The following is a 13,123-nucleotide window of genomic DNA, read 5'->3' on the forward strand; positions in this document are numbered from 1 at the left end:
AGTAAAAGAACAGGAGAACGTAATGAAAGAATTCGCATTAAAAAAGGTACAGCTCACGGACGAGTTTTGGCAAGGATACCAAGAGCTTGTTCGCAAAGAAACGATTCCTTACCAATACCAAGTCCTAAATGATGAAATCGATGTAGATGTTCAAGCAGAACGGGAAGATCCCAATTTGCCAGCTGGGAAAAGCCATGCCTTGGCGAATTTCCGCATCGCTGCAGGGCAAATGGAAGGGGAACATTTTGGCTGGTTTTTCCAAGATAGCGATGTCTACAAATGGATCGAGTCGGCTGGGTATAGCTTGTTGAATACTAGCGATCCGCAATTGGAAAAGACAGTAGATGAAGTGATTGACTTAGTTGCTGCTGCGCAAGAAGCGGATGGCTACTTAAATACCTTCTTTCAATTGACCCGACCGAAGTTAAAATACCGTCAGCTGTATTTCAGTCATGAACTTTATTGTGCCGGGCATCTAGTCGAAGCGGCTATCGCTTATGATCAAGCAACAGGCAAGGATAAATTACTGACCGTGGCAGAGAAAAATATCGCCAATATTTGCACGTATTTTGGGCGGGAGCCTGGAAAAATTCAAGGTGCTGATGGCCATCAAGAGATCGAATTGGCACTGGTGCGTTTGTATGAATACACTGGTAAACAAACCTATTTGACATTAGCTGATTTCTTTCTTGAAGTACGTGGGGAAGATCCTGCCTTTTACGAAAAAGAAATCTTGAAAAACCAAGCGGATGGCTTATCAGATGAAACACCAAGGGTAGACCTCACCTATTTACAAGCCTACGATCAACCTAAAAAGCAGCATGAAGCCAAAGGTCATGCGGTACGAATGCTGTATATGGCAAGCGGGATGGCAAAAGTCGCCCAGCATACCCAAGATCAAGCATTAATCGACGCTTGCGAAGCGATTTGGGAAGACATCGCCTGTAAGAAAATGTATGTGACCGGTGGCGTCGGCTCAACCGTTCACGGGGAAGCCTTTGTCGGTCCCTATGATTTGCCGAATGATACGATGTATTGTGAAACTTGTGCAGCTATTGCATTGGTGCAATTTTCTTTTGAGCTGTTCAAACTAACCAAGGAACCAAAATATTTAGCGACGATGGAACGAGCGTTGTATAATAGCGTCCTTTCTGGTGCGGCAATTGACGGCAAACACTTTTTCTACGTGAATCCTTTGGAGGTCAATCCCCAACGAGATCAAGAAAATCCTGACAAAGGCCACGTCAAAGCCCAACGACCTGATTGGCTCGGTTGTGCGTGTTGTCCGCCGAATTTTGCGCGGATGGTCGCTTCGCTGCAGCGCTTGGTTTACACTTGCGATCAAGAAAAGCTTTACGTGAATTTATTTGTGGCAAGCCGTTTAGAAGAACCTGACCAATTTACGTTTGAACAAACAGGCGGGTTTCCTTTTACAGAGGACCTCACGATTCGCTATCAAGGTATTCCAAAGACGCTCATCATCCACAAACCTAACGGACTAAGTAAGTTTCAAATCGATAGTGAACACGAATGGCAGGAGACGAACGAGGCAATCATCTTTGAGGCAGTCGAAAACGTGACGGCCAATATCCGTTTTGAACAACCATTGCAAATCTTGCGTGCGAATCCTCAGGTTATTCAAGCTATCAATCAAGTCGCATTGCAACGAGGACCCTTCGTGTATTGCATAGAAGAAGCCGACAATGGTCAAGCACTCTGGCGTTGCCGCATCGACCCACAGGCGCTGGAGGCGACCTTTTCGAAAGAGGATACGTTGTTGCCAACTACTTTATGTTTGGCGATCAAAGGCTACCAAAGCGAAGAATGGTCGGGAACACCCCTTTACGAAGAACGAGCGGAAACGGTCATACCTCGTACGTGGCAACTGATCCCATACCATTTATGGGGCAACCGGGGCATAGGCGAAATGCGCGTTTGGCTGCCGCTCGTTGGAAAGGAGTAAGAAGTAAGCAGGGCCAAAGAGCTTCCCTAAAAGGAGGCTCTTTTTTTCTATGTAAAAATAACGGGAAAAGTTCGCTGTATATGAGTACGTTATTGTATTTTTGATGTACTCAATCAGGTACGCTATAATTATATCAAGAAAAGGAGGAGTGGCAATGGCTAATACAACGATGAATCCTAGCACTGCTCGTAAAAATTTTTATCAGTTATTGAAAGATGTAAATGAAAACCATACTGAAATTGAGATTATTAGTGATCGTAGTGGAAACAATGCGGTGTTGATTGCGCTAGAAGACTGGAGAGCGATTCAAGAAACCCTTTTTCTTGAGCAAACAGGTACTCTAGAAAAGGTACGAGACCGCGAAAAAGACGACAGTGGCTTTACGGATATCGATGATATTGATTGACAAGCTCTTTGATGAGGAGCGATACAGTCACAATCAAAAACTCTGCGAAAGTGGATCTAAGGAAAATCAAACAATCGAATTTAAAAAAAACAGTTTGAAGAAGTGATTCAGGCCTTGAAGGAAGATCAATATATGCCCACGCAGTCTTTTGAAAAGCTGAGACCTACACATGAAGGCAGATATTCACGTAGGCTGAATAGGCAACATCGAGTGGTTTACAAAGTTGATGAGGAAAATAAAGTTGTGGAAATTTATTCTGCATGGACACATTATGAATGAAGTGTGAAGAGCTGATTTTTTAGCTAGTTGACCAAGAGCTTCCCAAAAAGGAGGCTCTTTTTTTTCTAAACTCAACCTTCTTGGATTTGTTGCATGATTTCTTTAATTTGTTCCTATATTCCTACCTTTGAAAGCGTTATCGTTTTAGTGTAGGAATGTTGGCGGGTTTATGTAAAACAAGGAGGAAGAAGTGTGACAAGGAAAATCAGTAAAGTTGGCGTATCTTTGTTGGTATTGGCAGCGGCAACGGCAATCGGCGGCTGCACCCAAAGTGAGGCGAAGACAACTGGAAAAGTCGTTTACCAAGAAACAGCCAAAAGTACGTTGGAAAAAGCGATGGACAATCAACCGGAGTCGTCTTATTGGTTCCCAGAGGATTTGTTGGCATGGTCTTTTGAAAAAGATCCAGATGCGAAATACAATACCAGCGTCGTTCCATTAGCGCAGCGGGCAGCTAAAGAGACGTTGCCGAAGATGAATGACACGCAAACGGCAGAAACCAAAGTCGTGGCGCTTTCGATCATGAATAGCAGTACGAGCGGCAATGCACCACGAGGGATCAATACCTTTGATGCCAATGTCTTTTCTTATTGGCAATACATCGATCAATTGGTTTATTGGGGCGGCTCTTCTGGCGAAGGGATCATCGTACCACCAAGTCCTGATGTAACGGATGCTGCTCATAGGAATGGCGTGCCTGTTTTAGGAACGATCTTCTTTCCGCAAACTGCCCATGGTGGGAAGCTGGAATGGCTAGATACGTTTTTAGCTAAAGATGAGGATGGCAATTTTCCGATCGTAGAAAAGATGATCGAAGTTGCCAATACGTATGGCTTTGATGGCTGGTTCATCAATCAAGAAACCGATACGGCGGTCACTAGTTTTGATGATGCAGCGGAAGGTGTCGAACAATCGGGGACTGATGGTAAAGGACTAAATGAAAGCCACGCCAAAGCGATGCAAGAATTGATCGCCCAATTCAAAGAACAAGCCGACGAGCATTTAGAGATCATGTGGTATGATTCTATGACGAGTGATGGGAAAATGGATTGGCAAAACGCGTTGACGGATAAGAACAAAGCCTATTTGGTGGATGCAGAGATGAACCCATTGGCAGATAGTATGTTCTTGAATTTCTGGTGGACTACTGACAAACTGGCGGACAAAGAGTTGCTGAAGACCTCCAATGAAAAAGCCCGTGAAATCGGCGTCGATCCTTACGATCTTTTTGCTGGGATCGATGTGCAAGAAAATGGCTATTCAACGCCTGTGCGCTGGGATCTGTTTACGGATGAAAAAGGCGTTCCTTATACCTCATTGGGCCTGTATGTGCCTAGCTGGACCTATTCTTCTGCTAGTACGCCGGATGATTTCCAAAGCAAAGAGAATGCTTTTTGGGTCAATAACACGGGCGATCCTCGGGAAAGCCAGCTGCCAGAAGCGACAGAGTGGCCTGGAATCTCCACGTATGCCCTGGAACAGACCGCTATCACAGAGCTGCCTTTTGTGACGAATTTTAGTCTGGGTAATGGCTACAACTATTTTATCGACGGAGAAAAAGTGTCCAGCCGCAATTGGAACAACCGAAGCTTGCAAGCTGTTTTGCCGACCTATCGTTGGGTCTTTGATCATGGAAAAGATAATGATTTGGCTGTATCAATCAATTATGCGGATGCCTACAATGGCGGAAATGCACTGAAACTACGTGGACAGATGACAAAAGGCAGTACCAGTCACATGGCATTGTATCAGACAGCATTTCCTGTGACGAAAAAGACGAAGCTAACAACGACTGTCAAAGCAACGGTACCGACAACTCTTGATTTGGTCGTGACCTTAGCCGATGGTTCGACACAAACAATCAAAGGAGACAAAGAGGTCGCAACAGACTGGACGACGATCACCTACTCATTGAAAGACATCAAAGGAGAAGTGACAGCGATCGGTTATGACATAACCACGAAAGAAACCAGTGATGTCTATGAATTGAATTTAGGGCAATTAACGATCGGAGATCAGAAAGCGGAGAAATTCGCTGCCGAAGCATTGACGGTTGAGGATGTGCTCTTTGATGAGGAAGAGGGCAACTATGCGGGTGTCCGTTTAACGTGGGAAGCTGCCAAGGACAAGACAGCTGCGGTTTATGAGATCTACCAATTGAACGATGACGGCTCACGCTCTTTCTTAGCAGCTACGCCAGCAACCAACCACTATTTGAATGCCGTTGAACGTCCAAAAGGGACGAAAACCAAGTTCGCGGTGGTGGCAGTGGATCGCTATGGCAATCGTGGCAAGCTATCAGATACGGTGGAGATCACTTGGCCGAACAATCAGCTGCCAAAAGCGGCCTTTACAGCCTCTAGAACCTTGGCAGCACCGGGGGAAACGATCACCTTCACGAATACCTCATCTGCGAATGCTGAAGCATTCGAATGGACGTTTGAAGGCGGCGATATCACGAGCAGTACAGAAGAAAATCCCCAAGTGACCTATTCGGAACCAGGTACCTACAAAGTCACGCTTGTTGCCAAAAACGAAGCAGGAGAGACCCCTCTGGAAATGGCGGGATTGATCACGATTTCTGCTGATGCGCCGAAAGAGTTGCTGCTGCTTTCAAAAGATGCCGAAGCAACTGCTTCATCGTTTGTCAATGATGCCGAAGCACCGGCTTTTGCCCTCGATGGTGATTTGAGTACGAAGTGGTGTGCGACAGGCAATGCGCCTCATGAGTTGATGATCGATCTCGGTCGGCCACAAACGGTCAGTGAAGTACGCCTCGCTCATGCGGAGGCTGGTGGAGAAGGTCCAGACATGAATACGCGGGCGTATACGGTGCTCGTCAGTGAAGATGGCAAAGACTATGAGCCAGTTTCACGAACGTTGAAAAATGAAGCCGGCAATAGCACCAATACGTTTGCCGTCCAGAAGGTGCAATATGTAAAAATCAGTATCGATAAACCAACACAAGGAGCAGATTCGGCAGCCCGAATCTATGAAGTCGAAGTATACGGAATGGATAAATAGCGAAAAAGAGCAGGGCGTTAAACCTAAGAAGGGAAGCGTCTGAAGCATGCTTTTCTGAAAAATGACCAAACCCAAAAAGCCGTTGCGACCAATAAATGGTCACAACGGCTTTTGCTTTTTGCAAATAAGTTTAGCGTGACGTACGGCTGGCTGGATCTAAGCGGCGTTCAATAAAGCTCAATCCAAGATCCGTAATGATCGCCATCAAGGCAGTTGGTAAAGCACCGGCTAAGATGATCGATGCACCATCCGTCGCATTGGTTCCACGGATGATGATGTCCCCCAGTCCACCAGCACCAACGAAAGCCCCAATAGCGGTGATACCGATCGCCACGACTAAGGCGTTTCGAATCCCTGCCATGATCACCGAAACAGACAATGGCAATTCGATCATATACAATCGTTGCCAGCTAGTCATCCCCATCCCTTTGCCGACATCTAACGTATTGCGGTCGACTTGGCGCATGCCGGTATAGGTATTTTTGATGATCGGTAACAAAGAATAAAGGAAAATCGTTAAAATCACGACATTCACACCTAAGCCCATGCCGATCATTAAAATCGAGATCATCGCTAAAGATGGAATCGTCTGGATGATATTGGCGAAACGAATCACCCAATCTGCCAAACGCATTTTTTTAGAAATCAAGATCCCGATTGGAATCCCGACGATTGAGGCAAAAAGTACCCCGTAGATTGAAATCAAGAAGTGACGAATGAACTGGGCAAAAACATAGCCGCCATTTTCTTGAAAATAGAAAAGAAATTGTTGGAATAAATTCATGTCTGCCATTTCGTCACTCTCCTTCGAAGTAATTATTTTCTTCTAAGAAACGTTCGGCAACTACCGTTGGTTCTAGAAGGTCATTATCCACTTGGTAATTCAATTCTTGCATTTTTTCGGTATCAATTTTGCCTGCTAATTTGTTCAGGGCATCGCCGATTTCAGGTGTTTCTTTCAATAATTTGTCATCGACGATCGGTGCGGCATCATAAGGCGGGAAGAAGTTTAGATCATCTTCTAGCATCACGAGATCGTAACTGCCGATCCGGCCGTCGGTTGAGTACCCTAAAACGATATCCATTTTTCCGTTATCAACAGCATCATAGACGAGACCGATCTGCATCGGTAGGATATTTTGGAAAGAGAATCCATAGGCTTCCTGGAAGCCATCGTACCCATCGCCGACCCGTGTGATCCACGCGGTATCGACCCCTGCGACCAATTGATCTGCGACATCTTTCAAGTCACTGACTTTTTCCAATCCGTATTTTTCAGCAGTGTCTTTCCTGACAAGAAAGACATATGTGTTATCAAAGCCGTAAGATGGGAACCAAGTCTGTTGGTATCGTTGCTCAAATTCTGATTTGACTTTGTCAAAGGCGGCTTGCGGATCAGATTCTGGTTCCAACCCTAACGTAGTGGTCAAGTCAGTTCCTGTGTAGCGGGCAGCTGAGATCGACGCATCGCCATTCATCATCGCTTGGTGATTGATGGTCGTTGTTGCTAAGTTGTTAATGACGGTTGTGTTTTTATCCGTATAGTGTTCGACCATACCGGCAACCACCGCGCCAAGAATTTGGGCTTCGGAAGTGATCCCGCCTGTGATCGCCACGGTATTCTCATCAGAAGTCGATGCTAAACCGGGAAAGGAACAGCCGGACAGTAAAGCGACACTTAAGGAAAACAACAGCGCTAATTTTGAAGTTTTTTTCATTACGCATCCCCCCTTAAGGCAGCTGGTGTCAGTTTGTTTTCTAACAAACCCAGTAACCAGTCAGCTAATAAAGCAAAGATCGTCACTGGAATCGTCCCAGCAAAAATCAAAGGCGGTTGGTAGTTGTTTAGTCCGCTAAAGATCAAATCACCAAGTCCACCGGCACCGATGTAAGAAGCCAAGGTAGCCCAGGCTAAAACATACACGGCCGATAAGCGGATCCCTGCCATGATCGTTGGGATCGCTAGAGGTAATTCCACACTGATGATCGACTGCAAGTTGGTCATCCCCATCCCTTTGGCAACATCGCGGTAATTCCAATCGACTTTTTTCATTCCAATGTAGGTATTTCGCAAAATCGGCAACAAGGAATAAATGAAAAGAGCGACGATAGCAGGGACTTTTCCGACACCTAAAATCGGGATCATCAATGCCAATAGTGCCAAAGAAGGCACGGTTTGCAACGCACTGGTGATGCCGATCACGATCGTTGCTGCTTTGGGGAAACGGGTCAAGATCACACCGATCGGTACGGCAACAAGAATCCCTAAGAGCAAAGCCGCAAAGGAAATATACAAATGTTCAAGACTTTTGGTGACCAATTGGCCGCCATATTCATTAAAGAAGCTTTGCATGCGCTAGACCTCCTCAGTTTCTTCAGGTTTCGCCGACTCAATGGCTTCCATGATCGATGGCTCATCGCCCCAAATCACGTCATAAACGATATCAACTAAGGAAGCACGGGTCAAAATCCCAACTAAATGTTTGTCGGCATCTACTACTGGGACATATTTTAAGCCGCGTTTTAAGATGCGTTGCAAGGTATCCCGCAACAAGGCGGTTTCGCGAACGAAAAAGACATCTTTGTTCAAGATATCGCCGACACTAGTAACTTTGCCACGGTTGCGGTCGATGGATTCGACATCGATGTAGCCTTTTAGCACGTTGCTATTGTCGGTAACAAGCAAGGTATCGACCCGTTTTTCCCGCATCAAGTGAATCGCTTCTTGTATGGATTTTTCTGGTGTGATAGCGATCGGGGTATTTAACATTACGTCTTTGACTGGCGTCGTGTCAGGTTTTGCTTGTAACAAGCGGTCTTCACCGATCAATTCTTCCACAAACGGTGTTGCTGGGTGTTGCAGAATATTTTCTGGTGTATCAAATTGAATGACTTTTCCTTCACTCATGATCACGATACGGCTAGCAAGCTTCAATGCTTCGTCCATATCATGGGTAACGAAGACGACGGTTTTTCCAAGCCGTTCTTGCAAGTCTTTAACCAAATCTTGTAAGGAGTCACGAGTGATTGGGTCTAGTGCGCCAAAAGGCTCATCCATTAAAATGACATCTTGGTCAGCTGCCAAGGCACGGACAACACCGATCCGTTGCTGTTGCCCTCCAGACAATTCGTTGGGGTAACGGTCGAGCATTTCTCGTGGCAATTCCACTAAGTCGATCATACGCTCGGCAGTTTTGTTGCGTTCTTCTTGGCTGACTTTTAACAATTTTTGAACCAATGTGATGTTTTCCCGAATCGTCATGTGAGGCATCAAACCGATGCTTTGGATCACATAGCCGATTTGACGGCGTAACTCCACTGGGTTGATCTCTGTAACGCTTTTTCCATTGATCAAGATTTTTCCTTTAGAAGGATCCGTCATACGGTTGATCATCCGCATACAAGTCGTCTTTCCACTACCACTTGTCCCGATGAAGCAAATGAATTCGCCTTTTTCAAAGGAAAGATTCACATCTTCAACAGCGACTTTACCACCTTTGTAAATTTTGGATACCTGCTGAAACTCAATCATGATGTCACCTCTATTTTTATTTAAGCAATCTGAATAATGGCTTAGAATCTGTACTAAGTATGCCGAAAAGTCACGTGTTATTCAAATAATCTGCCCATTTTTTTCATAATTGTATAGACAAAACTGAAAATAGCGCCATAAGCAAGTCCAAATTAAGGAGCGATGCATAGAGAAAAGAAGCAGCGGAAATATGTCGTTATTTTTCATTGGGAAAAAGGAGACTTTTTTGCTGAAGGCCTTAGCAGCAGTCTCTTTATTTTTTTCTAAGAAAGGGCAGAATTAAAAGCTGTTTTTTCAATTTTTATAAAAACATGCTAGAATAGAGAAGAATTTAGGGAAAGAGAGGAACAACATGCTTACAACTGAAGATTTTGATTTTGAATTACCGGAAGAACTGATCGCTCAAACGCCATTAAGTGATCGCTCAAGTTCCCGTTTATTAGTGGTTGACCGCGAGACTGGCAAATTTGAGGACAAGCACTTCTATAACATCATTGATGAATTGGAACCAGGGGATGCCTTGGTGATGAATGATACGCGGGTATTACCAGCTCGTATCTATGGCGAAAAACAAGAAACCGGTGCCCATCTGGAAATCCTTTTACTGAATAATATTGAAGGGGATACGTGGGAAACCTTGATCAAGCCAGCCAAAAGAGCCAAAGCCGGCACGAAGATCACCTTCGGCGACGGACGATTAGAGGCAGTGGTGGAAGAAGAGCTCGATCACGGCGGCCGGATTATTCGTTTTCAATACAAAGGAATCTTTTTAGAGATTCTGGAATCACTTGGCGAAATGCCGTTACCGCCTTACATCAAAGAACGGCTAGAAGACCCAGACCGCTATCAAACGGTTTATGCCAAAGAAAACGGCTCAGCTGCCGCACCAACTGCCGGCTTGCATTTTACCCCAGAATTGCTAGAGCAGATTGCAGCGAAAGGCGTCAAGCTGGTTTATCTGACTTTGCACGTTGGTTTAGGAACGTTTCGTCCAGTCAGTGTCGATAATATCGCTGATCATGAGATGCACAGCGAATTTTACCGTTTGACAGAAGAAGCTGCCGCACAATTGAACGAGGTTCGGGCAAATGGTGGCAAGATCGTTGCAGTCGGAACGACTTCGATCCGTACATTAGAAACCATTGGGACCAAGTTTGATGGGCAAATCAAAGCCGATAGTGGGTGGACGAGTATTTTTATCACGCCAGGCTATCAGTTTAAAATCGTGGAAGCTTTTTCTACCAACTTCCACCTACCAAAATCAACCTTAGTGATGTTAGTCAGTGCCTTTGCAGGACGCGACCTAACACTTTCTGCCTACCAGCATGCCATCGATGAGCGATATCGCTTCTTTAGCTTTGGCGATGCGATGTTCTTAAAATAAACAAAAAAACTGAGCGACGTAAGCGGCTCTTTAAGTTGAATCAATTTCTCAACTTTTAGAACTGCTTTTTTTGTCGCCCAGCTTACTACTAGAGGAAGGTATAAGTGGTGGTCGCTTTTTGTGGTCCATGCAAAGCAATGTTTCTCGAAAATTTGTTTTCATTTACAAACTTACACATGTTTCGTGTATTCCGATACAAAATGAGACGTATCATTTTTCGATATGGAAATGTTCGATCCTTGTTACGTTTTTCTTCTTGTTACTTTACACGTTTGGTACTAGGTGAAACTTGTACGTTCAACAACTTTTAGTAGATTGAGTTTGCGATATTTACGAAAACCACCAACAGAGTTGCTACCTTCCTTACACTTATACTATAACACGAAACGGAAGCGTTTGCAAAAGAAAACGATTCTTTTCTTCAAAAAAAAAGACCGGCGAACCGATCTTTTAAGCAAGTGCTCGTTTAGGCAGATTGTCATAGAATGCTGCTTTGGTTGCACTGATGTATGGCGTCAACCATAAGTAGCCAATTCCTGCTGTCATGATGGCCAAAATGTGCCAGCCGATGAAGCTCAGATCAAGGATGAACAGTTGACCTTTGTAGCCTTTCATTAAATGACGGCTACCTGTGATGCAGCTGAGAAAATCTGGCCGCATGCCCGTTTCTTCATAGGTATCATAAAAGACAAAATATGCTTGAGAATAAGAATAAGCTTTAATGATCCCAGGAATGATAAACAGGAACGTCCACAACGTCGTGAAAATAGTCGACAGAATATAGATGACGATGATCCCTAACACGAAAGCGCCACTGAAGCCGCGAAAGACATCAGAAAAAGGCTGGATCGATTGCTTCTTACCGCGTAAAATGTCAAGGAAAGTCCAAGAGATCCCAGCACCGAATAAGGCAGAAAATAGACCGCTGATCAAACCGCCACCACTGCCGCTGCCACTTCCTCCTGCGGAATTGACTGCGTCAGTGGAACCAAGATCATTAAACATACCGCTTTGATACAATGGAATAACAGCAAGAACGATAATGACGAGTGCGATAGCGATCGAGATCAAAGTCGGTACAATACACATCAAAACACTGTCTTTCCAGCGGCCTCTCAGGATTGCTTTTGCTTCTGCTTTTAGTTCTCTATTTGATTTCATTTCAAAAAACCTCCCTTCAATATAAATAACATGATAGCAAACTTTCGCTAAATCTTCAAAAAAAAGTAATAGATGTTTCGCATAACTAGGAGAAAATACTCTTAGTTTCTTTAAACTTCCTTGCAAAATGTAAGGGCAACCCTTATCATAGATAGCGTTGCACAGTTAATTGAGTTTAGAGAGAAAGTAGGGAAATGAATGACGGAACCAGCCATTCGTTATCGTCTGATAAAGAAAGAAAAGCATACCGGTGCCCGTTTAGGCGAACTGATCACGCCTCACGGAACCTTTCCAACGCCAATGTTCATGCCAGTCGGCACATTAGCAACGGTTAAAACCCTTGCCCCTGAAGAGTTGAAAGAAATGGGTGCAGGCGTCATTTTAAGCAATACCTATCACTTGTGGTTGCGTCCAGGAGAAGACATTGTTGCAGAAGCAGGCGGCTTACATAAATTTATGAATTGGGATCAACCGATCTTAACAGATTCAGGTGGTTTCCAAGTCTTTTCATTAGCCGAAATGCGCAACATCGTCGAAGAAGGTGTCCATTTCAAAAACCATTTGAATGGGTCGAAAATGTTTTTATCTCCTGAAAAAGCGATTGATATCCAAAACAAATTAGGATCAGATATCATGATGAGTTTTGATGAGTGTCCGCCATTTGATGAAAGCTATGACTACGTCAAAAAATCGGTGGAACGGACGTCTCGCTGGGCAGAACGTGGCTTGAAAGCTCATGCCAATCCAGATCGTCAAGGCTTGTTTGGGATCATTCAAGGTGCAGGCTTTGAAGACTTGCGCAAGCAAAGTGCCCAAGACTTGATTAGTATGGACTTCCCAGGGTATTCTATCGGCGGCCTGTCAGTTGGCGAACCAAAAGCGGAAATGAATCGCGTGTTGGAATTTACGACCCCTTGGATTCCAGAAAATAAACCACGTTACCTAATGGGCGTTGGGGCAGCCGACTCCTTGATCGATGGCGTGATTCGCGGTGTCGATATGTTCGACTGCGTTTTACCAACACGGATCGCAAGAAACGGTACCTGTATGACTTCAAAAGGTCGTTTAGTCGTGAAAAATGCGCAATATGCCCGTGACTTTCGACCAATTGACGAGAAGTGTGATTGCTATACATGTAAAAACTATTCTCGTGCGTACATCCGCCACTTGATCAAATGTGATGAAACCTTTGGTATGCGTTTGACGTCTTACCACAATGTCTACTTCTTATTGAATCTGATGAAAAATGTCCGTCAAGCCATCATGGACGACAACTTGTTGGAGTTCCGTGAGCATTTTATTGAAGAGTATGGGTTCAACAAGGAAAATGCGAGGAATTTCTAACATTCTCTACTAAAATGGTGGGAATAATAG

The 13,123-nt window shown here is 44.5% G+C and carries 10 protein-coding genes and 1 pseudogene; 6 read left to right on the top strand and 5 right to left on the bottom strand.

The window, feature by feature from the left end; genetic code table 11:
* The first annotated feature begins 22 nt into the window (after positions 1-22).
* The 4 genes and pseudogenes from IGK63_RS02270 (at position 23) to IGK63_RS02285 (ending at position 5,672) form a co-directional block, all read left to right on the top strand.
* Complete coding sequence (locus IGK63_RS02270) at positions 23-1,963, top strand: glycoside hydrolase family 127 protein (protein ID WP_034872057.1); 1,941 nt, start codon at positions 23-25, stop codon at positions 1,961-1,963.
* Between the two features lie 154 nt (positions 1,964-2,117).
* Positions 2,118-2,369: a type II toxin-antitoxin system Phd/YefM family antitoxin gene (locus tag IGK63_RS02275; protein ID WP_034872056.1), complete on the top strand. Its 252-nt coding sequence runs from the start codon at positions 2,118-2,120 to the stop codon at positions 2,367-2,369.
* Positions 2,370-2,380: 11 nt separating this feature from the next.
* Positions 2,381-2,648 (top strand): annotated as a pseudogene (locus IGK63_RS02280) (Txe/YoeB family addiction module toxin).
* A gap of 192 nt (positions 2,649-2,840) precedes the next feature.
* Entirely contained in the window at positions 2,841-5,672 is a 2,832-nt protein-coding gene (locus tag IGK63_RS02285) for an endo-beta-N-acetylglucosaminidase (protein WP_016611384.1), read from the top strand.
* A gap of 130 nt (positions 5,673-5,802) precedes the next feature.
* On the opposite strand, the gene IGK63_RS02290 is transcribed toward IGK63_RS02285, so the two are convergent.
* The 4 genes from IGK63_RS02290 to IGK63_RS02305 are packed head-to-tail and all read right to left on the bottom strand — an operon-like array spanning position 5,803 to position 9,204.
* Complete coding sequence (locus IGK63_RS02290) at positions 5,803-6,465, bottom strand: ABC transporter permease (RefSeq protein ID WP_005227316.1); 663 nt, start codon at positions 6,463-6,465, stop codon at positions 5,803-5,805.
* A 4-nt stretch (positions 6,466-6,469) separates the two neighbouring features.
* Positions 6,470-7,390, bottom strand: coding sequence for an osmoprotectant ABC transporter substrate-binding protein (locus tag IGK63_RS02295; RefSeq protein WP_016611382.1), 921 nt, complete (start codon positions 7,388-7,390; stop codon positions 6,470-6,472).
* Positions 7,390-8,025 carry an ABC transporter permease gene (locus tag IGK63_RS02300; protein ID WP_005227319.1) on the bottom strand — a complete coding sequence of 212 codons (636 nt, stop codon included), beginning with the start codon at positions 8,023-8,025 and terminating at the stop codon, positions 7,390-7,392. Before IGK63_RS02300 ends, IGK63_RS02295 begins: the two co-directional genes overlap by 1 nt.
* Positions 8,026-8,028: 3 nt before the next feature.
* Entirely contained in the window at positions 8,029-9,204 is a 1,176-nt protein-coding gene (locus tag IGK63_RS02305) for a betaine/proline/choline family ABC transporter ATP-binding protein (RefSeq protein WP_008376079.1), read from the bottom strand.
* Between the two features lie 352 nt (positions 9,205-9,556).
* Here IGK63_RS02305 and queA point away from each other — a divergent pair, with 352 nt between their 5' ends.
* Positions 9,557-10,588, top strand: coding sequence for a tRNA preQ1(34) S-adenosylmethionine ribosyltransferase-isomerase QueA (gene queA / locus IGK63_RS02310; protein ID WP_016611381.1), 1,032 nt, complete (start codon positions 9,557-9,559; stop codon positions 10,586-10,588).
* 450 nt (positions 10,589-11,038) lie between these two features.
* On the opposite strand, the gene IGK63_RS02315 is transcribed toward queA, so the two are convergent.
* The gene (locus IGK63_RS02315; protein ID WP_005227331.1) at positions 11,039-11,749 is read right to left on the bottom strand and encodes a DUF975 family protein; all 711 of its coding nucleotides are present in this window, start codon (positions 11,747-11,749) and stop codon (positions 11,039-11,041) included.
* A 198-nt stretch (positions 11,750-11,947) separates the two neighbouring features.
* Between IGK63_RS02315 and tgt the strand changes: the two genes are divergently transcribed.
* The gene (tgt, locus tag IGK63_RS02320; protein WP_005227333.1) at positions 11,948-13,093 is read left to right on the top strand and encodes a tRNA guanosine(34) transglycosylase Tgt; all 1,146 of its coding nucleotides are present in this window, start codon (positions 11,948-11,950) and stop codon (positions 13,091-13,093) included.
* Positions 13,094-13,123: the final 30 nt, after the last annotated feature.

Source organism: Enterococcus sp. AZ040, from assembly GCF_050499185.1.
GTDB lineage: Bacteria > Bacillota > Bacilli > Lactobacillales > Enterococcaceae > Enterococcus_D > Enterococcus_D entomosocium.